The 20,815-nt window shown below is 74.0% G+C and carries 16 protein-coding genes; 9 read left to right on the forward strand and 7 right to left on the reverse strand.

What is annotated here, in order from left to right; all coding sequences use genetic code 11:
* Window positions 1–52: 52 nt before the first annotated feature.
* Window positions 53–2,827 (reverse strand): AfsR/SARP family transcriptional regulator, encoded by a 2,775-nt coding sequence (locus ACZ59A_RS17270; RefSeq protein WP_470959432.1) that lies wholly within the window; start codon window positions 2,825–2,827, stop codon window positions 53–55.
* A gap of 230 nt (window positions 2,828–3,057) precedes the next feature.
* Window positions 3,058–3,999, reverse strand: coding sequence for a TauD/TfdA dioxygenase family protein (locus ACZ59A_RS17275; protein ID WP_470959700.1), 942 nt, complete (start codon window positions 3,997–3,999; stop codon window positions 3,058–3,060).
* 415 nt (window positions 4,000–4,414) lie between these two features.
* On the opposite strand from ACZ59A_RS17275, the gene ACZ59A_RS17280 reads away from it, so the two are divergent.
* A complete protein-coding gene (locus tag ACZ59A_RS17280) occupies window positions 4,415–5,083 on the forward strand; it encodes a GNAT family N-acetyltransferase (protein WP_470959435.1) in 669 nt (222 codons plus the stop codon).
* A gap of 9 nt (window positions 5,084–5,092) precedes the next feature.
* Here ACZ59A_RS17280 and ACZ59A_RS17285 read toward each other — a convergent pair whose 3' ends face one another.
* Window positions 5,093–6,010: a LysR family transcriptional regulator gene (locus ACZ59A_RS17285; protein ID WP_470959438.1), complete on the reverse strand. Its 918-nt coding sequence runs from the start codon at window positions 6,008–6,010 to the stop codon at window positions 5,093–5,095.
* A 118-nt stretch (window positions 6,011–6,128) separates the two neighbouring features.
* On the opposite strand from ACZ59A_RS17285, the gene ACZ59A_RS17290 reads away from it, so the two are divergent.
* A complete protein-coding gene (locus ACZ59A_RS17290) occupies window positions 6,129–6,512 on the forward strand; it encodes a YybH family protein (RefSeq protein ID WP_470959441.1) in 384 nt (127 codons plus the stop codon).
* Entirely contained in the window at window positions 6,509–7,702 is a 1,194-nt protein-coding gene (locus tag ACZ59A_RS17295) for an FAD-dependent monooxygenase (protein WP_470959444.1), read from the forward strand. The genes ACZ59A_RS17290 and ACZ59A_RS17295 overlap by 4 nt, the downstream gene beginning before the upstream one ends.
* A 3-nt stretch (window positions 7,703–7,705) precedes the next feature.
* Here the strand turns inward: ACZ59A_RS17295 and ACZ59A_RS17300 are convergent, their stop codons facing one another.
* Window positions 7,706–8,365, reverse strand: a complete 660-nt coding sequence (locus tag ACZ59A_RS17300; protein ID WP_470959447.1) for a response regulator — start codon at window positions 8,363–8,365, stop codon at window positions 7,706–7,708.
* Window positions 8,341–9,501 carry a sensor histidine kinase gene (locus tag ACZ59A_RS17305; RefSeq protein ID WP_470959450.1) on the reverse strand — a complete coding sequence of 387 codons (1,161 nt, stop codon included), beginning with the start codon at window positions 9,499–9,501 and terminating at the stop codon, window positions 8,341–8,343. The genes ACZ59A_RS17300 and ACZ59A_RS17305 overlap by 25 nt, the downstream gene beginning before the upstream one ends.
* 110 nt (window positions 9,502–9,611) lie before the next feature.
* On the opposite strand from ACZ59A_RS17305, the gene ACZ59A_RS17310 reads away from it, so the two are divergent.
* The 6 genes from ACZ59A_RS17310 (at window position 9,612) to ACZ59A_RS17335 (ending at window position 16,422) form a co-directional block, all read left to right on the forward strand.
* Window positions 9,612–10,370: an ABC transporter ATP-binding protein gene (locus tag ACZ59A_RS17310; protein ID WP_470959453.1), complete on the forward strand. Its 759-nt coding sequence runs from the start codon at window positions 9,612–9,614 to the stop codon at window positions 10,368–10,370.
* The gene (locus ACZ59A_RS17315; RefSeq protein ID WP_470959456.1) at window positions 10,367–12,766 is read left to right on the forward strand and encodes an ABC transporter permease; all 2,400 of its coding nucleotides are present in this window, start codon (window positions 10,367–10,369) and stop codon (window positions 12,764–12,766) included. Before ACZ59A_RS17310 ends, ACZ59A_RS17315 begins: the two co-directional genes overlap by 4 nt.
* Before the next feature lie 71 nt (window positions 12,767–12,837).
* Complete coding sequence (locus tag ACZ59A_RS17320) at window positions 12,838–13,980, forward strand: inorganic phosphate transporter (protein WP_470959459.1); 1,143 nt, start codon at window positions 12,838–12,840, stop codon at window positions 13,978–13,980.
* 34 nt (window positions 13,981–14,014) lie between these two features.
* Entirely contained in the window at window positions 14,015–14,263 is a 249-nt protein-coding gene (locus ACZ59A_RS17325; protein ID WP_470959462.1) for a hypothetical protein, read from the forward strand.
* 89 nt (window positions 14,264–14,352) lie between these two features.
* On the forward strand, window positions 14,353–15,198 hold the full coding sequence (locus tag ACZ59A_RS17330) for a pentapeptide repeat-containing protein (protein ID WP_470959465.1): 846 nt from the start codon (window positions 14,353–14,355) through the stop codon (window positions 15,196–15,198).
* A gap of 54 nt (window positions 15,199–15,252) precedes the next feature.
* The gene (locus ACZ59A_RS17335; RefSeq protein WP_470959468.1) at window positions 15,253–16,422 is read left to right on the forward strand and encodes a damage-control phosphatase ARMT1 family protein; all 1,170 of its coding nucleotides are present in this window, start codon (window positions 15,253–15,255) and stop codon (window positions 16,420–16,422) included.
* 6 nt (window positions 16,423–16,428) lie between these two features.
* Here ACZ59A_RS17335 and ACZ59A_RS17340 read toward each other — a convergent pair whose 3' ends face one another.
* The gene (locus tag ACZ59A_RS17340; protein WP_470959471.1) at window positions 16,429–17,697 is read right to left on the reverse strand and encodes an alpha-L-fucosidase; all 1,269 of its coding nucleotides are present in this window, start codon (window positions 17,695–17,697) and stop codon (window positions 16,429–16,431) included.
* A 5-nt stretch (window positions 17,698–17,702) separates the two neighbouring features.
* Complete coding sequence (locus ACZ59A_RS17345) at window positions 17,703–20,807, reverse strand: alpha-mannosidase (protein WP_470959474.1); 3,105 nt, start codon at window positions 20,805–20,807, stop codon at window positions 17,703–17,705.
* Window positions 20,808–20,815 lie beyond the last annotated feature (8 nt).

A 20,815-nucleotide genomic window follows, 5' to 3' on the forward strand; every position in this document is an offset into this window, starting at 1 on the left:
GTACGTCCTCACCCCACCGCCCGCCGCCCGCCACCAGGGCCCCGGCCCCGCCTCAGTGCGGGCCGGGGCCGATCTGCAGCGTCATGCAGGCGGGGAAGAGCCCGCTCCAGGTGTGCCCGCGCCAGCTCTCGTACGTACCCGGCCGCTGCCACACCGGCAGCGCCTCGTCCAGGTGCGCCCGGCCCTCGGGGAACTTCCCCTGCTCCATGTACGTGATGCCGATCTCGTACATCGCGAACCCCTGATGGTGGACGTCGCCGGTCCGCCGGGCCTGCTCCAGGCTCTCCTTGAAGCACGTCAGGGCGTCCTCGGAGCTGCCGAGACCGCGGTGGGCGCGGCCCAGGTTGCCCAGGCCGATCACCTCGGCGGCCAGGTCCCCGGTGTCCCGGGCCAGGGCGAGCTGACGCCGCTGCACGGCGATGGCCTCCTCGAACAGGCCCAGTTCGGACAGCGCGTCTGCCAGGTTGCACAGCGATCGCTGCTCGCCCCGCTGATGGCCGATGGCGCGCCAGATCTCCAGCGCCGACTCCAGAGTCGTCCGCATCTCCTCGTAGCGGTGGCGCAGCCAGTGCGCACCCGCGAGATGATCCAGCGCCCACGCCTGGCTCTCCAGATCGCCCAGCCGCCGGGCGGCGCCGATGGCCAGCTCGTTGACCGTCCGCAGATCCTGGGCGTGCGCCCGCGGATACAGAAACCACTGCAGCGCCTGGGCCAGCCGGATCCCGAGCCGGGCGAGCGCGTCGGACTGGGTGACGGCGTGGGCGACGGCGGCCACCAGATTGCCCGCCTCGGCCTTCAGCCACGCCTCCGCCTCGTCGCGGTCCCGCAGCGGGATCACGGTGCCCTCGACCGGATGGCGGGGCCAGGGCCGGTGCGGGTCGAGCAGGGTGACCGCCCGCTGGGTGGTGGCCACGTAAGCCGACATCATCCGCTCCAGCGCCGCGCCGGGCTCGCCCTCGGGCTCCTCCTGCTCGGCGCGCTCCGAGGCGAACAGCCGGAGCAGATCGTGCATGTGGTACCGGATGGAGTCCGGGCTCTCCAGCAGCTGCGCGTCGACCAGCCGCTCCAGCGCGTTCTCGGTGCGGTCGGCCGGATGGTCCAGCAGCGCGGCCGCCACCGGCAGGCTCACGTCCTGCCCGGGCACCGCGCTGAGCAGCCGGAAGGCGCGTACCGCGTCCGCGTCGTCGGAGCGGCCGCCGAGCCGGAAGGCGTCGTAGCTCACCTGGAAGCTGGTGCGTACGGCCAGATCGCCGAAGCGCAGCTCGTCCAGTCGGCCGCGGGCGTCGGTCAGCTTGGCCACCAGGGTGCGCAGCGGCCAGGCCGGGCGGGCGGCCAGCCGGGCGCCCGCGATCCGCAGCGCCAGCGGCAGCCGGCCGCACAGCCGGGTGATGGCCTCGGCCTCCTCGCGCTCGGCCCGCACCCGCTCCACTCCGACGATGCGCTCCAGCAGCGCCACGGCCTGGTCGTGGGGGAGGACGTCCAGATGCAGATGGGTGGCGCCCTCCAGCGTGGTCAGCATCTCGCGGCTGGTGACCAGCGCGGCGCAGTCGGGCCCGGCGGGCAGCAGCGGACGGATCTGGTCCACGGAGGCGGCGTTGTCGAGGATGACCAGCAGCCGCCGCCCCGCCACCAGCGAGCGGAACTGGGCCGCCGCCTCGTCGGTGTCGCCCGGCACGCTCGACCCGTCCACGCCCAGGGCACGCAGGAACCGCCCGAGGACTTCGGCCGGTTCGAGGGGCGAGAGCCCGGCGGTGGTGCCGTGCAGATCGACGTAGAGCTGGCCGTCGGGGAACCGCTCGGCGAGCTGATGCGCGGCGTGGATGGCCAGCGTGGACTTGCCCACGCCGCCGGTGCCGTCGATGGCCGCGATCACCACGGGACGCCCGGATCCGCCGCCGTCGCCGTCCTCGCCGCTCTCCTCCAGGAGGGCCTGGATCACCGCCACCTCACCATGGCGTCCGGTGAACGCCGGGCTGGCGGGCGGCAGTTGGCGCGGTCCGCGGGCGGCCGGGCGCGCGGCCGCGGGTCGCTCTTCCGTGCGGGGGGCCGGAGGCGCCAGCAGGGAGGTGTCGGCGGTGAGGATCCGCTGCTGGAGCCGCTGCAGCGGCGGGATCGGCTCGACGCCCAGGTCCTCGGCCAGCAGCCGGTGCAGATCGCGGTAGGCCGCCAGGGCGTCGGCCTGCCGCCCGGACCGGTAGAGGGCCAGCATCAGGCGGCCGCGCAGCCCCTCGCGGTACGGATGCTCGGCGGTCAGCGCCTCCAGCTCGCCCAGGACGTCGGCGTGCCGCCCGCACCGCAGATCGGCGTCGATACGGGCGTCCACGGCCTGGAGCCGGAGTTCGCCCAGCCGCGTGGTCTCCGCCTCCACGGACGGGGTCGGGGGCACGTCCGCGAACGGCGTGCCCCGCCACAGCACCAGCGCCTCGCGCAGCCGCTCGGCGGCGTCCTCCGGAGACTCGGACTCCCGGTCGAGAGCGCGCCGCCCCTCCTCTACCAGCTGCTCGAACCGGTGCGCGTCGAAGTCGGCCGTCTCCACCGCCAGCCGGTAGCCGTGCGCCTTGTAGCCCTGCTTGTCGGTGATCAGAGCCCGGCCGGACGCGTCGCCCAGGCTCTGCCGGAGGCGGGAGACATACGTCTGCAGCAACTTGGCCGCGCTCTGCGGCGCCTGCCCCTCGCCCCACAGCTCGTCCAGAAGCCGTTCGGCCGGGACGGTCCGGTTGGCGTGGCACAGCAGCACCGCGAGCAGCATCCGCCACTTCGCCGGGCCGAGGGGCGCCCATTGGGCACCGTCCCACAGCTCGAGCGCACCAAGGACCCGGTATCGCACCCGTAACCTCCGAGGCCCCTGCCACAGCCCGGCCTCTGTCTCGTGGCCCGCGCGAGGGCCGTCAACTCATTGCCCCGGTAACGGTATACCTCAGCTTTGGCCATGGCTGCGCCGATTCCCCGCTTCCTGATCAGTCCCGAGCAGCGGGGCATTATTCCCGGTCGGCGGGGCACGCGAGGTGAACCCCGCCGCCCGGAAGGGCCCGGCCCGGACCCGTCAGAACGGGCCCGTCAGAACGGGCGGTCCCCCTCGATGGCCACCCGCTCGGCCACCCGCGGATGCGGCGCGTAGTCGTTCACCGCGTAGTGCTGGGTGGCGCGGTTGTCCCAGAACGCCACATCGCCCGGCTGCCACCGGAAGCGCACCTGGTACTCCGGGACCTGCGCCTGACGGCACAGATAGGCCAGCAGCCGGTCGCTCTCCTCCCGGTCCAGGCCGGTGATCCGGGTGGTGAACGAGGTGTTCACGAAGAGCATCCGCCGCCCGGTCTCCGGGTGAGTGCGCACCACCGGGTGCTCGACGGGCGGGAACACGTCCTGGAACGGGGCGAGCCGCTCGGGGCCGTAGAAGCGGGAGAAACCGGGGATGAAGTCGTGCACAGCCGTGGCGCCGTCGATGCGGTCCCGCACCTCCTGCGGCAGGTTGTCGTACGCGGCGGCCATGTCCGCCCACATGGTGTCCCCGCCGACGGGCGGGACCTCGCGCAGCTGGAGCACGGCGCCGAGCGCGGGCCGCTCCCGGAACGTGACGTCGGCGTGCCACACGTTCTCGAAGGTGGGGGTGGCGCCCTCGCTCTTGTCGAAGCGGGCCACGTCCTGGCTCGATCCGGCGGCGAGCAGGGGGTTCGTCTCCAGCTCTCCCCAGTGCCGGGCGAGGTCGCGCTGTTGGGCGGAGGTGAGGTGCGCACCGCGGAAGAAGAGCACCTTCCACTCCAGCAGGGCGCGGTTCAACTCCTCCCGCAGCCCCGGCTCCAGCGGCCGGGAGAGGTCGGCCCCGCGGATCTCGGCCCCGATGGTGCGCCCCTGGGGCACCAGCTCGAAGCGCTCGTACGGGCGCTCCTGCCACCCCTCGGGCAACCGGCGCAGCGTACGCGCCCCCTCGTACAGGCCGCCCGCCGGGATGCGCGCGTCGCGCAGCACCGGAGTGTTCGGCGGGGTGTCGATGACGGTCATGGCGTTCTCCTCATACGTGATGCGGCTTCCAGCGGCGGCAGCGGAGCCGCTGGAACGGATGGCGGAGAAGCCCTCGCGCCGCGCACGGGAGACCCGGCGGGATGCGGTGCGGATCATCGCGAAAGTGCGCTCGACGGCGTCAGCGGGTCCGGGTGTGTCAGGAAGCAGTCCGGGCGCGGGCCGGGCGGCACGGGACGGTTGTCGCGAGGGCCGGGGAAGGCCGACTAGAGGCCCGAGCGCTCACAGCCGGTCCGATCCGGGGCGCGAAGGTGTCCCGTCGTGTCGAACCGGTTCCTGATCATGGCGCCATTGTGGGATCCGCCGCCGACCGCTGTCAATGGCGTCTCACGCCCGGAGACGGCCCGACTGGGTAATGTGTGTCATGCCGTTGAGCCTCTTACGCAATGGGGGACGTATGGACACGGAAAAGGTGGACCGGGAGCTGGTGCGCGCCTGGGCCGAGGGCTGGGCGATCTCCCGTCTGGCGTCGCCGCCGGTCGAGGGGGAATGGGGGTTCACCTCCCATGGCGCGCTGCCGAAGCAGTTCACCCGGCATGTGCTGCCCGAGGCCGACGAGGAGTTGGTCGTCGAGCTGATGGCGGCGCGCACGGCGCCCGGCACCCGGCTCAAGGTGCTGCTGCCACCGGAGACCGTGCGGCCCTGGCTGCTCCCGGGATGGACCTTGGGCGATCCCGGATTCCTGATGTCGGCCCCGCTGAGGCCGGTTTCCGCGCCGGTGCCGCCCGATGGTTACCGGCTGCGCACCTGGGCGCGGGGCGGTCTCGTCCGCGCGCTCGTGGTCGAGGCCGAGGGGATCTTCGCCGCCCGGGGGCAGGTCGCGATCCCGCCGGGTGCCGACATCGCCGTCGTGGACCAGGTCGAGACCGCCGCCGACCAGCGTCGCAGGGGCCTGGGCGGCCTGGTCATGCGGACCCTGGCGAACGCGGCGGCCGAGGCGGGCGCGTCCACCGGGGTGCTCGGCGCGTCGGCCGACGGCCGGGGGCTGTACACCTCGCTCGGCTGGCGTACCGATTCCCCGCTGACTGCCATCGTCTACCGGCCGGACGCCGCCCCCGCGGTGTGACCCGACGGCCTACGGTGCCGCCGGGCCACCCAGGGTGCGGCGGGCGCGCTCGATCAGGGCGGGGCAGGCGCGGGCGACCAGGGCACGTCCGGCCGGACCGCTGGGGCCGCCCGCCCGCCAGGCGAACACCAGCCGCCCGCGCAGGGCCGGGCGGGTGATCCGGACCGTCCGCAGCCGGTCCGCCCGCGCCTCGGCGAACGCACCGGGCAGGATCGCCGCGCCCAGTCCGCGCTCGGCGAGTTGGGCGAGCACTTCCGGATCGCTCGCCTCGAAGGCGATGTGCGGGGCGAACCCGGCGGCCGCGCACGCCTCGTCGAGCCGGGTGCGCAGCCCCGTGCCGGGCGGCAGGCTGATCAGTGCCCGCCCGCGCAGGGTGTCCAGCGAAATGGCGGACTGGACGGCCAGCTCATGGTCGTGACCGACCGCCGCGACGATCGGCTGGTCGGTGAGCACCTGCATCTCGATCCCGGGCGGCGTCTCCTTGCCGACGCTGACGATCGCGGCGTCGAGCCGTCCCGTCCGCAGGCCCTCCAGGAGCTGGTCCGAGTTGGCCTCGGACAAGGTGATCTCCACCGCCGGATGGGCGTCGTGGAACTCCGCCAGCAGGTCCGGCAGATCGACGGTATGCGAGGTCACCGTCCCCACGGCCACCTGCCCCCGGAGCAGCCCGGTCAGCTCGTCCACGGCCTGCCGCGCGCCCTCCACCGCGGCGAGCGCCGCCCGCGCGTACGGCAGGACGCCCTCGCCCGCCTCGGTCAGCCGCACCGAGCGGCCCGAGCGGTCCAGCAGCTCCTGGCCCAGCTCCCGCTCCAGCCGCCGGATCTGGGCGCTCACCCCGGGCTGGGCCACATGCTCCCGCTCGGCGGCCCGGGTGAAGTTCCGCTCCTCGGCCACCGCGACGAAATAAGCTAGCTGACGCAATTCCATGGGCAGAATTCTATAACCATTGCTTCTCATTGCCAGATCGAGCATCTCTTGGACTTCTGATCACGACAGCCGGAGAGTGGGGACAGAAGACCGGACACGAAAGACCGGAGGACCCGACATGACCGGGACGACACGTGAACGTGCCACCACCCCCGAGGACCTGACCCGGCTGTTCGTCGAGCGCGCCAACGCGGGCGACGCCGAGGGCATGGCCGAGCTGTACGCACCCGACGCGGTGCTCGCGTACCCGCCGGGATCCGCGACCGTGGGACGGGAGGGCATCCGCGCCGTGTGCCAGGCGCTGCTCGACCACACGACGGAGCCCTTCCGGCCGGAGGAGCCGCTGCCCACCGTCCGTTACGGCGACCTCGCCCTCACCTCGACCCCGTCCGGCGACAACACCGGCGGCCGGGTGCAGGTCGTCCGCCGTGAGCCGGACGGCACCTGGCTGCGCGTCATCGACCGCCCCGAGATCCGCCCCGCGGCCCGCGCCGAGTCATGAGCGTCCTCATCGCCGGAGCGGGCATCGGCGGGCTGACCGCCGCGCTCAGCCTGCACGCCGCGGGCATCGAGGCCACCGTCGTCGAGAGCGCCCGGGAGATCCGCCCGCTCGGCGTCGGCATCAACCTGCTGCCCCACGCCGTACGGGAGCTGACCGAACTCGGCCTCGGCGACGGCCTCGCCGGCCTCGGCGTGGCCACCGCCGAGAACGTCTACGCCGACCGGCACGGCCACCAGATCTTCAGCGAGCCGCGCGGCATGGCACAGGGCTACCGCTGGCCGCAGTACTCGATCCACCGCGGGGAGCTGCAACTGCTGCTCCTCGCGGCGGTCCAGAGGCGGCTGGGCCCCGGCGCGGTCCGCACCGGAGCCCGGGTGACGGGCTTCGCGCAGGGCCCCGAGGAGGCGGACGGCGTCCGGGTGCGGGTGCTCGACCGTGCCACCAACACCGCCGCGGAACAGTACGCCGACGTGCTCATCGGCGCCGACGGCCTGCACTCGGCGATACGCGCCGGACTCCACCCGGATGACGGCCCGTTGCTGTGGTCGGGCATCCGCATGTGGCGCGGTACGACCAAGGCCGCGCCGTTCCTCACCGGCCGCTCGGCGGCCATTGTGAGCGACGGGGACGCCGAGCTGGTCGCGTACCCGATCGGCCGCGACCGGATCAACTGGGTGTGTCTGGTGCGAGTAGCCGAGCCGGGCCCGCTCACCGGGGACGCGGGCTGGAACCGCGCCGGGCGGGTGGCCGATGTGCTGCCGTACTACGCGCACTGGGCGCTGGGCTGGCTCGATGTGCCCGCCCTGCTGGCCGACAGCGGCGAGATCCTGGAATACCCGATGGCCGACCGGGACCCGCTGCCGTCCTGGGGACGCGGCCGCGTCACCCTCCTCGGCGACGCCGCGCATCCGATGTACCCGGTGGGTGCCAACGGCGCGTCCCAGGCCATCGTCGACGCCCGGGTCCTGGCGTACGAACTCTCCGCACCGGACGGGCCGCGGCCCGGGCTGGCCCGTTACGAGGCCGCCCGCCGCGAGGCGACGGCGGCCGTCGTACGGGCGAACCGGGCCATGCACCGGGACGGCGGGCGCGGCCCCCGGGAGCTGGCCCGGATCACCGACACCTATCGGCGCGCCACCGGAAGCGAGGTCGAGACCCTGAACACCCGGCCTTCCCTGACCCGCCGCTGAGCACTAGGCGCGCAGATAGGCGAGTACCGCCAGCACCCGCCGATGGTCGTCGGGCGCGTCCGGCGGCAGGTCGAGCTTCAGCAGGATGCCCGCGATGTGCTTGGCCACGGCCGCCTCGGTCACGACGAGACGGCGGGCGATCGCCGCGTTGGACCGGCCCTCCGCCATCAGGGCCAGCACCTCGCGCTCCCGCGGGGTCAGCCGGGCCAGCGGATCGCGGCGGCGGGCGAGGAGCTGGCGTACGACCTCGGGGTCGACGACGGTGGCGCCCGCCGCGACCCGGGTGACGGCGTCGGCGAACTCCTCGACGTCACCGATGCGTTCCTTGAGGAGATAGCCCATTCCCGCACCGGCGCGGCGGTTCTCCAGCAGCTCCTCGGCGAAGGTCTGCTCGACGTACTGGCTGAGTACGAGGACGGCCAGGCCCGGTTGCCCGGCCTGTAGCCTGCGGGCCGCCCGAAGCCCCTCGTCCGTGAAGCCGGGCGGCATCCGCACATCGGCGATGACCAGGTCCGGCCGGTGCTCCCGGGCCGCCGCCAGCAGCCCCGGGCCGTCACCGACGGCGGCCGGGACCCGGTGGCCGAACCGGCGCAGCAGATGGACCAGGCCCTCGCGCAGCAGGACGGCGTCCTCGGCGATCACGATACGGAGGGGCTGCTGCACGGACGGCACGGGATCTCCGCTCTCAGGAGGGTGGGTCCGCCGGGCGGGCTGGACAGCAGCATTCTGCCGTCCGCGGCGGCGATACGGTCGGCGAGGCCGATGAGCCCCGTACCGGGGCCGGGGGCGGCGCCGCCGACTCCGTCGTCCCCGATCTCGACGCACAGCACACCGTCGTGGACGCGGGCGGTGATCCGGCCGCGGCCGGCGCCGCTGTGCTTGGCCATGTTGCTCAAGCCCTCGGCGGCCACGAAGTACGCCGTGGACTCCACGGCGGGCGGCAGCCGCCCCGGAACGTCGACGTCCAGGTCGACGGGGACGGGGGAGCGGCCCGCGATGTCCCGTACGGCGGCGGGCAGTCCGCGCTCGGTGAGGACCTGCGGATGGACCCCGCGGATCAGCTCCCGCAGCTCGGCCAGCGCCTCCTTGGCCAGGCCGTGCGCCTCCCCGACCTCCTTCGCGGCTTCGCTGCCGGGCGGCAGGGCGAGGGCGGCCAGGCCCAGCTTCATGGTGAGCGCCACCAGCCGCTGCTGGGCCCCGTCGTGCAGATCGCGCTCGATGCGGCGGCGTTCGGTCTCGAAGGCGTCGACCAGCCGGGCCCGGGAGCGCACCACCTCGCGCAGTTCGTGGTCCCGGGGAGCGAGCACGGCCCGGGCGACGGTGGCGCGCGCCGTGGCCCACGCACCGATGGGCCAGGCGGACGCGGGCAGCAGCAGGGCGCCCGCGACCGGACCGGCGACGGTCTGCCAGGGGGTGGCGGTCGGCTGGAAGGGGGTCAGGAGCAGCGCACCGGGGATGCCCAGGGAGACCAGGACGACGGCGAGGTCGGCCCAGCCGACCGCCAGGACGGAGACCGCGCCGTAGCCGACCGTCCGCCAGGTGTCCGGCGTGCGCGGCAGACCGGGTACGACGAGGGCGAGCCGACGATGTTCGAACGGGCCCGCGAGCGCGACCGCGAAGGCCACGATCAGGAGTCCGCACACCACCCGGGTCACCAGCCCGACGGGCGCCGTGAGCAGGCCGCCCAGCCCCACGTAGACGACGGCCGCGAACAGCCCGCCGGACAGCAGATAGCCCACCGCCCGCCCCATCAGGGCGAAGGGGCGGGTGAGGACGCGGGGCACGGTGCGGGGGATCACGGGGTCCGACGGTAGCCGGGCCGCGGCCCGCCCGCGGTAGTGCCAGATGGAGTATCCGTACTCGCCCTGGCGCCCATGTGCCGGGCCCCGCGGCCGGGTTGGCTGGATCCATGACCACGACACCCACCGTCCGGGCCACCGTCCCGGTCGAACTGCGCTCGGTTACCCGGCGCCACGGCACCGGCGAACACGCCGTCACCGCCCTCGACGGAGTGACGACCGGTTTCGCGGCGGGCACCATGACCGCCGTCATGGGCCCCTCCGGCTCCGGTAAGTCCACCCTGCTGCACTGCGCGGCGGGCATCGAACGGCCCACGTCCGGAGAGGTGCTGATCGACGGCACGGAGCTGGGCGGGCTCGACGAGAACGCGCTGACGCTGCTGCGCCGGGACCGGGTCGGCTTCGTCTTCCAGTCCTTCAACCTCGTATCGGCGCTGACCGCGGCGGAGAACGCCGAACTGCCGCTGCGCCTGGCCGGGCGCCGCCCCGCCGCGGACGAGGTGGCCGCCGCACTGGCCCGGGTGGGCCTCGCGGACCGGGCCGGGCACCGGCCGGGCGAACTGTCGGGCGGACAGCGGCAGCGGGTCGCGATCGCCCGGGCGCTGATCACGCGGCCCGCCGTCCTCTTCGCCGACGAGCCGACCGGGGCGCTCGACACGCGGACCTCCCGGACGGTGCTGCGGATGCTGCGCGAACTGGTCGACGCCCACGGCCAGACGGTGGTCATGGTCACCCACGATCCGGTGGCGGCCGCGTACGCGGACCGGGTGGTGCTGCTCGCGGACGGGCGGGTCGCCGATGAACTGCCGGGCGGGGACGGCGCCGAAGCGGTCGCGGCGCGGACGGCCGCCCTGGAGGTGCGGCGATGATCGCCACGGCGACGGTGCGCGAGCGCTGGACCTCCTTCCTGGGCGCCTTCGTGACCACGGCGATGGGCGTTGCGGTGATCACACTGAGCGCCCTGATCCTGCTGTCCGGCGGCCCGGGAGTGCCCGAGCGGCTGGCGGGAGCGCCGGTGCTGGTACGCAGCCCCGAAGGGGCCCGCACCAGCGGGGTGTTCGCGCAGAACCCGCCGTGGGCCCCGGAGCGGGCCGAGCGGCTGCGGAGCGTACTGGCGGACCTTCCCGGCGTGGCGGACGCGGTCGCCGACCGGTCCTTCTACGCGCAGGCGGCCGGTAGCCGGCAGCGGGCGGGGGAGCGGCAGGGGCACGGCTGGCCGAGTGCGGCGCTCGCCTCGTACGGGCTCGGCGCGGGCGGCCCACCGGCGGGTGACGACGACATCGTCGTGGACCGCGCCCTCGGACACGCTCCCGGCGACCGGATCACGGTGCTCACCGCACCCGGACCCCGGCGCTTCACGGTGTCCGGGACGATGGACGGCCCCGGCTACTGGACCACCGGCCACCGGGCCGCCGAACTCGCGGGCGGGGTCAGGGTCATCGGCCTGGTCCTGAAGCCCGGCGCCGACGCCGGGGCGGTCGCGGGCGCCGCGCGGCAGGCCGTCGGCGGGGCGGGCGAGGTGCTGCGCGGCGCCTCCCGCGACGAACTGGCCCCGCCCCAGGACGAGATGACCCGGTGGATCGGCGCTCAGGTCCTCACCGCCATGACCGCGCTCTCCGCCTTCGTCACCGTCCTCGTCGTGTCCTCGGGCTTCGCCTTCACCGTCGCCCAGCGCCGACGCGACCTCGGCCTGCTGCGCACCATCGGCGCCACCCCGCGGCAACTGCGGCGCCTGCTGTACGGGGAGGCGCTGACGGTGGGCGCCATCGGCGGCGCGGCGGGCGCGCCGCTGGGGGCGGTGCTCGCGCCCGCGCTGGCCGGGGTGTTCATCGACGCGGGGTTCCAGCCCGCCGGGTTCGAGGTCCGGACGCGGCCCTGGGTGCCTGTCGCGGCCTTCGCGCTGGGCCTGGTGGTGGCGCTGGCCGGGGTGTGGTCGGCGTCGCGGCGGGCGGCACGGATCGCCCCGCTGGAGGCGATGCGTGAGGCGGTGGTGGACAGCCGCGCGATGACCCGGCGCCGGTGGGCCACCGGCTCGGTGGCCGCGGCGCTGGGGGCGGCGTGTGCGGCGGGCACCGCGTTCGCGGGCCCCGACGTCATGGTGCTGTTGTGTCTGGGCGCTGCGATGGGGCTGACCGTCGGCCTCACCCTGCTGATTCCGGCGCTGGTCGGCCCGGTGGCCGGGGCGCTGACCCGGCCGCTGGCCCGCCGCCCGGGGGCCGTTGCCCTGCTGGTGCGCGCGAACATGGTCACCGCCGTACGCCGCACTTCTGCCACGGTCGCTCCGGTGCTGGCCACCGTCGCGTTCGCCGTGCTGATCACCAGCGCCGTGCAGACCACCGCGGCCGCCGGTGTCGCCGGGCGGGCCGCGGCGGTGCGGGCCGAGGCGGCGGTCGTACCGCGCGGCACACCGGGCCTTTCGGACGCCGCGGTCGCCGGGGTGAGGGGGACGCCGCTGCTGTCGACCACGGTCTACGGCGGCCATGGCGCCCCGGCGCTGTCGGCGGCCGGGGTGTCGCCCGGCTTCACCCGGGTCTACGGCACGCCCGCGCCGCGGGCCCGGACGGTCGTCGTCACCCGGGCCGTGGCCGCGGCCCACGGCTGGCATTCGGGGCAGCAGGCCGCGCTGACCTTCGAGGACGGCCGTACGGTAGGAATGCGGGTCCTCGCGGTGGCGGACGACTCCCTGCCGTACCAGCTCTTCCTCCCACGCGCGCTGGTACGCGCCCACGATCCGTCGGCGCTGGCCGATGTCGTCTACCGCACCGGTGGCCCACCGGCCCGGCCCGCGCCCGGACTGGGCGCGCACGAGGTGACGGTGGCGGAGTACGCGGCCGCGGCCGACGCCGAGGACGACCGGTTGGTCCGGATCTTCACCCTGATCCTGACCGCCATGACCTCCGGATACACCGCGATAGCCGTCGCTGCCACGCTGCTCGCCGCCACCGCGGACCGGACCCGCGACCTGCGCACTCTGCGGCTGTCCGGCGCGACCCGCCGACAGGTGCTGCTGGCCGTCGCGGGCGAGACGGTCTGCGTCGTGGCCCTCGGCGCCGCCCTGGGGATGGCGGTGGCCGCGCCCGTGCTGCTCGGCATGGTCCATGGGCTGGGCAACGCCCTCGGCGTCCCGGTCGCGCTGGTGGTGGCCTGGCCGTGGGCGGCGGCAGCGGTCGGCGGATGTCTGCTGCTGGGGGTGGTGGCGGCGGTGCTTCCGGCGCGGGCGGCACTGCGGGGGCGTGCGTTGGCGGGTGGCTCAACTCGCGCTTAGCGTGGGAGAGGCAGCGAATTCGCGGACGGTTCGGTGCGGCGGCGCGCGGAACCCCGGCGCGGGAGGTCCGGATGGGGTCCGTTTCCTTCCTGCTCATCGTAGTGATCATCACGGCGCTGGCCTTCGACTTCACCAACGGTTTCCATGACACGGCCAACTCCATGGCCACCTCCATCGCCACCGGGGCGCTGTCCCCCCGGGTCGCCGTCACCGTCGCCGGAGTGCTGAACCTGGCCGGTGCGTTTCTGTCCACCGAAGTGGCCAAGACGATCTCCAACGGCATCGTGGAGGACGGCCGGGTCTCCCTGGCGATGATCTTCGCGGGGCTGGTGGGGGCGATTCTGTGGAATCTGGTCACCTGGCTCGTCGGGCTGCCCTCCAGCTCCTCGCACGCCCTCTTCGGCGGGCTGATCGGGGCGGTGTGGGTGGGGGCCGGGGGATCCGCGGTGCGGTTCGCGGAGATCCTCCAAAAGATCGTGATTCCGGCGGTCGCCTCCCCGGTCGTAGCCTGCGTCGTGGCCACGTTCGCCACGTATCTCGCCTATGTGATCACCCGCCGCGCGGCGGGAGGGGCGGTCCGCAAGGGGTTCCGCGCGGGCCAGGTCGGCTCGGCCTCCCTGGTGGCGCTGGCCCACGGCACCAACGACGCGCAGAAGACGATGGGCGTCATCACGCTGTCCCTGATCTCCGCCGGGGTGCTCGACCACGGCACCGGACCGCCGTGGTGGGTGGTGCTGAGCGCGGGGCTGGCGATCTCCCTGGGGACGTACGCCGGGGGGTGGCGGATCATCCGGACCATGGGCCGCGGGCTGACCGACATCCAGACCCCGCAGGGGTTCGCGGCCGAGACCAGCGCCACCGCGGTCATCCTGGCCTCCTCCCACATGGGGTTCGCGCTGTCCACCACGCAGGTCTGCACGGGCAGCATCCTGGGCGCCGGGCTCGGCCGCAAGCTGGCCCAGGTGCGCTGGGGGATCGCCGGGCGGATCGCGGTGTCCTGGCTGCTCACCCTGCCCGCGGCGGCGGCCGTGGGCGGCGTCGCGGCCTGGGTCGCGGACCGGGGCGACGCGGGCGTGGCCCTGGTGGCGAGCATCGCGGTGGTGGCGGCCGCGGGCTTCTACGCGCTCTCCCGCCGCCGCCCGGTGAACTCGGGCAACGTCAACGAGCTGCCCGCCGCCGAGCGCCCGGAGCAGACCGTGCGCCCGGCGGCCTGACCCCGGAACCGGACCGGTGAAGGAGGTGGGCGCGATGGACGTCGAGTGGGGCACCCTCGGAGGGGTTTTCGGAGTCAGCCTGGGGATCACCGTCGTGGTGGTCGTGATGTTCTCGCTCGGCATCGCCGCCTGGGCCCGCGCCGGGGGCGGGCCCCACCTCGACGGGGCCCCGCGGCGAGGCCGCCGGGGCCGGGGGAGGGCGGCCGCGGCCGTCGCGGTGGTGTGCTTCGCCGCCTGCCTGGCGGTCGCCGCGTACGGCATCGACCTGATCGTCCCGGGCTGACGGGACCGCCGCGGCCCTGAGATCATGGGAGTTCGCCACAGCACCGCCGAGACCGGGGTGGTGCGCGAACCCCTCATGGAGAACACACGGTGTCTGCCGGAGCCGAGCCCCCCATACCCGATGCGGTCCGCCCCGATCTGCGGGCCGACTGCGGCAGCTGTTTCGGGCTGTGCTGCGTCGCCCTGCCCTTCGCGGCCTCGGCCGACTTCGCCGTCGACAAGGCGGCCGGGCAGCCCTGCCACAACCTGGAGACCGACTTCCGCTGCGGCATCCACTCCCGGCTGCGCGAGAAGGGCTTCGCGGGCTGCACCGTCTTCGACTGCTTCGGCGCCGGGCAGAAGGTCTCCCACACCACCTTCGAGGGCCGCGACTGGCGGGCGCACCCACGGACCGCGTCCGCCATGTTCTCCGTCTTCCCCGTGATGCGGCAGCTCCACGAACTCCTGTGGTACCTCACCGAGGCCCTCGGCTTCCCCGCGGCCCGCCCGCTCCACGACCAGCTGCGCCGGGCGCTGCGTACCACCGAAGCGCTGACCCGGGGCAGCGCCGACGAACTCCTCGCGCTGGACGTGGCCGCCCACCGGGACGAGGTCAACGCGCTGCTGCTGCGCACGAGCGAACTGGCACGGGCCGGGGCCCGAAGCGGGGGCCGGGGCAAGGCGAAGAACCTCCGGGGAGCCGATCTCATCGGGGCCCGCCTCCGGGGCGCCGATCTGCGCGGCGCCAGCCTCCGCGGGGCCCTCCTCATCGCGGCCGACCTCACCGGCGCCGACCTGAACACCGCCGATCTCATCGGGGCCGACCTCCGCGACGCGGACCTCGGCGGCGCCGATCTGACCGGCGCCCTCTTCCTCACCCAGGCCCAGCTGAACGCCGCCCGGGGCGACACGGCCACCCGGCTGCCGTCCGCCCTCACCCGGCCCGCGCACTGGTGACCGCGCACGGGTAACCCCGCACGTCGCGCGGCCCGGTGTGAAACCCTGGCTGCCATGTCCGAAACCGTCGACGCGCCCGTGATCCTCGGTGACGAGCCCGGATCGTTCGCCCGGAGTGTGCTGGCCGAGCGGCATCCGGCGCTCATCGAGAAGGTACGGGACGCCTTCCCGTACGGCCCCGAACAGCACCGGGCGCTCGACGCCCTGCGCCGCGACCACGCCGAGGGCGTCATCACCCCGCTCGACCCGGGCGCACCCGACCACGACCGCTGGCAGGACTGGGGGCAGGAGCATTTCGGCCGCTCCTGGTTCGAGGCGCCCTTCCTCTGGATCGAGAGCTACTTCTACCGTCGCCTGCTGGGAGCCGTCGGCTACTTCGCACCCGGCCCCTGGCAGGGCATCGACCCGTTCCGGCCCTTCAAACAGGCCGAGCTGGACACCCCCGAGGCAGCCCGGGAACTGACCGCTCTCGACCACCTCCTGGACCGGCCCGCCGACGAGGCCGCGGACGCGCTGCTGCACGGCTCGCTCTGGGGCAACCGCGCGGACCTCGGCTTCCGCCTCTCCTCCGGCGGCGCCGCGGCGTCCGCCGGGGCACCGCTGGTGGCCGACGACTCGGACGTCCTGTGGCGGCTGCTGCCCGCCGGGGCCCCGGCCACGCTGTGCCTGGTCGCCGACAACGCGGGCCGCGAACTCCTCCCCGACCTCGTCCTCATCGACCATCTGCTCCACCACCGGCGCGCCGAGCGGGTCGTCCTCCAGGTGAAGCCGTATCCGTACTACGTGTCCGACGCCACCACCTCCGACGTCGTGGACTGTCTGCGCCGTCTGACGCGCGCCGAGGGCGCCGCGGGCGAGGCCGGGACGCGGCTGTGGGCGGCCATGGCCGAGGGGCGGCTCACCGTCCGGGCGCACGACTTCTTCTGCGCGCCGCTGCCGTACGCCGAGATGCCGGACGATCTGCGGCGGGAGTTCGCGGACGCCACCCTCACCGTGCTGAAGGGCGATCTGAACTACCGCCGCCTCGTCGGCGACCGGATGTGGGCCCCGACCACCCCCTTCGCCGACCGCACCGCGTACTTCCCCGGCCCGGTGGCCGCCCTGCGCACCCTGAAGTCGGACGTCATCACCGGACTCGACGCGGACACCGAGGCCGCACTGGATGAGCGGGAGCGACACTGGCGCACCAGCGGCACCCATGCGCTGATCCAGGTACGGAGCTGACGCCCCTCAGCTGCGCCCGGAGCCCCGGTACAGCTCCAGCTCGCCGTCGAGTTCCACGGCGAGCACGGTCGCGTGGGCGTCCAGGTCGGCGGCCGCGGGCGGGTCGATCCACAGCACCCCCGGCGCCTCGTGGAGGCCGCCGATGACCCGGTGGCCCAGCCGGGTGCCGGTGCCGAGCACCCGCACCCCGCGGACCGGGGTGCGCAGGCCCCGTACGCCGATGGGGCCGCGCGGGATGTCGAAGACGGTCAGATAGAGGGTGCGGCGGTCGGCAGAGAGGGTGCTGGGGCCGTAGTGGTGTCCGGCGGGCAGGCCCGCCACCGTGCCGTACACGGCCTCCGCGTGGCGGGCGATCCAGTCGCCCATGCCCTCCAGCCGCTCGATCTGCTCGGCCGGGATCGTGCCGTCCTGCCGCGGGCCCACCGACAGCAGCAGATTGCCGCCCGCGCCGATGGTCTCGGTGAAGTAGCGGATCAGCTGCCCGGTCGACTTGTAGTTGTGGTCATGGTGCTGGAAACCCCAGGAGTCGTTGAGGGTCAGACACAGCTCCCAGGGTCCGTCCGGCGGCTCGATCGGCACGCCCTGCTCCGGTGTCGCGTAGTCGCCCTCGCTCAGCATGCGCGCGTTCAGCACGCAGTGGGGCACCTCCGCGCGGATCCGCGCGGCCAGCTCCCGGATCCGCCACTGCTCCTCGGTGCGCTCCCACTCCCCGTCGAACCAGAGCAGATCGGGGCGGAAGCGGGTGGTCAGCTCGTGCACCTGGGCGTCGCGATAGGCGAGGTAGCGCGCCCAGGCCGTCAGGTCCTCCTCTTCCTCGGGGACCTCGGCGTACGGATTGTTCTCCTGCTCCGGTGGCCTGCCCGCGTAGCGGGTGGAGGCGTAGTCGGGGTGGTTCCAGTCGCTGTGCGAGTAGTACAGCCCGGCCTTCAGCCCCTCCGCGCGCAGCGCGGCCACGTACGGGCCGACCAGATCGCGCCCCGCCGGAGTGTGCCGTACCACGTTCAGCTCGCCCTGGGCAGTGTCCCACAGGGCGACGCCGTCGTGGTGGCGGCTGGTGAGCACCGCGTAGCGGGCCCCGGCGCGGGCGAACAGCCGGGCCCATGCGGCGGGGTCGTAGGCCGAGGCGGTGAACCGGTCGAGCTGCGCCATGTACTGGTCGTGCGGGACATCGCCCTCGAAGAACGACCAGGACTCCTGCACACCGTCGACGGCGTAGATGCCCCAGTGGATGAAGATCCCGAACTTGGCGTCGGGGAACCACGGTCGCATGGCCACGTGGGTCAGCTCCTGGTGAACCGGAGGGTGAGGATCTGGAAGGGGCGCAGGGACACGGTGACGCTGCCGTCCTCGTGCGCGGTGACCGGCTGGGCGTCGGCGAGCGGCCGCTCCAGAAGGTCCACGACCGTGGCACCGGTGTGTGCGAAGCCCGGGCGGAGGGTGGTGCGGGTGCGGCCGCCGAGCGATTCGTAGAGCCGCACGACGACATCGCCGGAGCGGTCGTCGGCCGCCTTGACCGCCTCGACGGCGGCTGCCGGGCCGTCCGTGGTGACCAGCGGGGCGGGGGCGGTCCGGGCATCGGCCACCCGCAGGGGGAGGTTGAGCGCGTACCCCTCGGCGATCGCGTCCTGGACGGTGGCACCGGGGAGCAGGGCGTAGGTGAAGCGGTGCCTGCCCTGGTCCGCCTCGGGGTCGGGGACGCGCGGGGCGCGCACCAGGCTGAGCCGCACGGTGGTCGTGGTGCCGCCGTCCTCGCGGGTGGTGCGGGACACGTCGTGCCCGTACGTCGCGTCGTTCAGCACCGCTACCCCGTAGCCGGGCTCGCCCACATGCACCCACCGGTGGCCGTACACCTCGAACCTGGCCGCCTCCCAGCTGGTGTTGGTGTGCGTCGGGCGGTGGACGTGGCCGAACTGGATCTCGGCGGTGGAGCGGTCGGCGTGGATGTCGAACGGGAAGGCCGCCTTGAGGAGCTTCTCGGACTCGTGCCAGTCGATGTCGGTGTCGACGTCGACACGGCGGCTGCCCGCCCGGACCGTGATGGTCTGGACGATCCGCGAGCCCTTGCCGAAGGCGCGCTCGATACGCAGCGCACCGAGCAGCGGACCCTTCTCGGTGACGGTGACCGACTCGGCGTCGAGCAGGTCGGTGTAGCGCTGCTGGTAGTGCTTGTCGACGTCCCAGGCGTCCCAGCAGTTGGGGAGGTCGGTGTGGAGCCGGAGGAGGTTGCCCGGGGCGCCCGGGGCGAGGACCTCGCGATCGGCGGTCAGGTCGCGGAGGGAGGCGAGGGTGCCGTTCTCGGCCAGTTCGAGGCGGATGAGGCCGTTGTCGAGCACACGGTCGCCGACGACGACGGGGCCCGGGTCCGTGCCGATGGCGAGCGGGGCGCCGCCGGACGCGGGGACCTCGGTGTGCACGGCGACCCGGCCGTCGGAGAGCGGCTGCCCGTCGGCGGTGCCCGCGGGCACGGCGACGACCTCGGCGCGGGGGCGCGGGCTCGTGTTGTACACATGCGGCCGGGCGGGCTCTTCGCCTCCGCCCAGCGCCTTCAGGGCCGTGGACGTGATCTCCGTCAGCTCCGCCGCCACCCTCGCGTACTCCGCCTCCGCCTCCCGGTGCACCCAGGCGATGGACGAGCCCGGCAGGATGTCATGGAACTGGTGCAGCAGCACCGTCTTCCACAGCCGGTCGAGATCCTCGTACGGATACGCGTAACCGGGAGCCCGCAGCGCGGCCGCCGTCGCCCACAGCTCCGCCTCGCGCAGCAGATGCTCGCTGCGCCGGTTTCCCTGCTTGGTCCGGGCCTGGGAGGTGTACGTGGCGCGGTGCAGCTCCAGATACAGCTCCCCGGACCACACGGGGGCGTCCGGGTACTCGGCGCGCGCGGCGGCGAAGAAGTCGTCCGGGTGCTCGATGACGACCTTCGCCGACCCCTCCAGATCGGCCAGCCGCCGTGCCCGCTCCAGCATTTCGCGGGTGGGGCCGCCGCCCCCGTCGCCGTGTCCGAACGGCGCCAGCGAGCGCGTACCGCGCCCCTTGTCGGCGTAGTTGCGGACCGCGTGCGCCATCTCCTGGCCGGAGAACTCGGCGTTGTAGGTGTCCACCGGCGGGAAGTGGGTGAAGACGCGGGAGCCGTCGATCCCCTCCCACCAGAAGGTGTGGTGGGGGAGCTTGTTGGTCTGGTTCCAGGACAGCTTCTGGGTCAGGAACCACTCGTTTCCGGCGAGCCGCGCCAGCTGCGGGAAGCAGGCGTTGTAGCCGAAGGAGTCCGGCAGCCACACCCCCTTGGTCTCGATGCCGAACTCGTCCAGGAAGAAGCGCTTGCCGTGCACGAGCTGGCGGGCCATGGCCTCGCCACCGGGCAGGTTGCCGTCCGCCTCGACCCACATGCCGCCGACCGGTGCCCACTGACCGTCCCGTACCGCCTGCTGGATCCGCTCCCAGATCTGCGGATAGCCCTCCTTCACCCACGCGTACTGCTGCGCCTGCGAGCAGGCGAAGATGAACTCGGGGTACTCGGCGGCCAGCGCCGTGACGTTGGAGAAGGTGCGCGAGGTCTTGCGCTTGGTCTCGCGGATCGGCCACAGCCACGCCGAGTCGATGTGGGCGTGGCCCACGGCGGACATGGTGTGGGCGGAGGCGTGCGCGGGGCGCTGAAGGACACCGCGCAGCGCGTCGCGCACGGCGGCGGCGGTGCCGGACACGTCCTCCAGGTCGAGGCGGCCCAGCGCGCGGTCGATGGCGTGCGCGATCTCGTGGCGGCGCGGCTGGTGTACGTCCAGCTCCAGCATCAGTTCGCGGAGCACCGCGAGGTCCAGGGCCAGATGCCACACGTCCTCGTCCAGCACCGCGAGGTCGGCGCGGGCGAAGGTGTACAGCGGGGCGCGGCCCGCGGTGAGCTTGTCGCCCAGCGGGGTCGGGGCGGCGAAGTCGTTCGCGAGGATGTCGGGGTTGGAGGCGGCCTCGATGAGGTACGCGATCTGCTCGCCGCCCGCGGCCGGATCGGCCACGGGCACGTACTGGTTCTGCGGATTGACGGCCTTCAGCGGGCTGCCGTCCAGGGTGTGGACCAGCGCCTCGGCCTGGTTGCCCGGCCAGTCGCCGACGAAGCCCAGGTCGAAGACGGCCTCGACCCGCCGCCCCGCCCATCCGGCCGGTACCTCGCCCCGGACCCGGAACCAGGTGGTGCCCCACGGCGGCCCCCACGGAGTGCCGAGGGCGAACGGCTCGTACGGGGCGGCCACGGCCTCCGCGAACGGTACCGGTTCGTCCGGCACTTGCCACGCCTCGATGGTGAGCGGCACGGACGCGGCGTGCACGGCCGGTTCTATGCGCTGCTTCAGGACGCGCTCGACGCGCTCCTCGATACGGCGGCGTTCATCGTGCATGGCGGGGG

The sequence above is a fragment of the Streptomyces sp. NPDC040405 genome (assembly GCF_055595765.1).

Bases quoted from the DNA above. Each gene is read 5' to 3' on its own strand.
- ACZ59A_RS17290 (WP_470959441.1), top strand. From the start codon at position 6,129: ATGACCGGGACGACACGTGAACGTGCCACCACCCCCGAGGACCTGACC.
- ACZ59A_RS17325 (WP_470959462.1), top strand. From the start codon at position 14,015: ATGGACGTCGAGTGGGGCACCCTCGGAGGGGTTTTCGGAGTCAGCCTG.
- ACZ59A_RS17315 (WP_470959456.1), top strand. From the start codon at position 10,367: ATGATCGCCACGGCGACGGTGCGCGAGCGCTGGACCTCCTTCCTGGGC.
- ACZ59A_RS17275 (WP_470959700.1), bottom strand. From the start codon at position 3,999: ATGACCGTCATCGACACCCCGCCGAACACTCCGGTGCTGCGCGACGCG.
- ACZ59A_RS17295 (WP_470959444.1), top strand. From the start codon at position 6,509: ATGAGCGTCCTCATCGCCGGAGCGGGCATCGGCGGGCTGACCGCCGCG.
- ACZ59A_RS17280 (WP_470959435.1), top strand. From the start codon at position 4,415: ATGGACACGGAAAAGGTGGACCGGGAGCTGGTGCGCGCCTGGGCCGAG.
- ACZ59A_RS17285 (WP_470959438.1), bottom strand. From the start codon at position 6,010: ATGGAATTGCGTCAGCTAGCTTATTTCGTCGCGGTGGCCGAGGAGCGG.
- ACZ59A_RS17320 (WP_470959459.1), top strand. From the start codon at position 12,838: ATGGGGTCCGTTTCCTTCCTGCTCATCGTAGTGATCATCACGGCGCTG.
- ACZ59A_RS17310 (WP_470959453.1), top strand. From the start codon at position 9,612: ATGACCACGACACCCACCGTCCGGGCCACCGTCCCGGTCGAACTGCGC.
- ACZ59A_RS17345 (WP_470959474.1), bottom strand. From the start codon at position 20,807: ATGCACGATGAACGCCGCCGTATCGAGGAGCGCGTCGAGCGCGTCCTG.
- ACZ59A_RS17335 (WP_470959468.1), top strand. From the start codon at position 15,253: ATGTCCGAAACCGTCGACGCGCCCGTGATCCTCGGTGACGAGCCCGGA.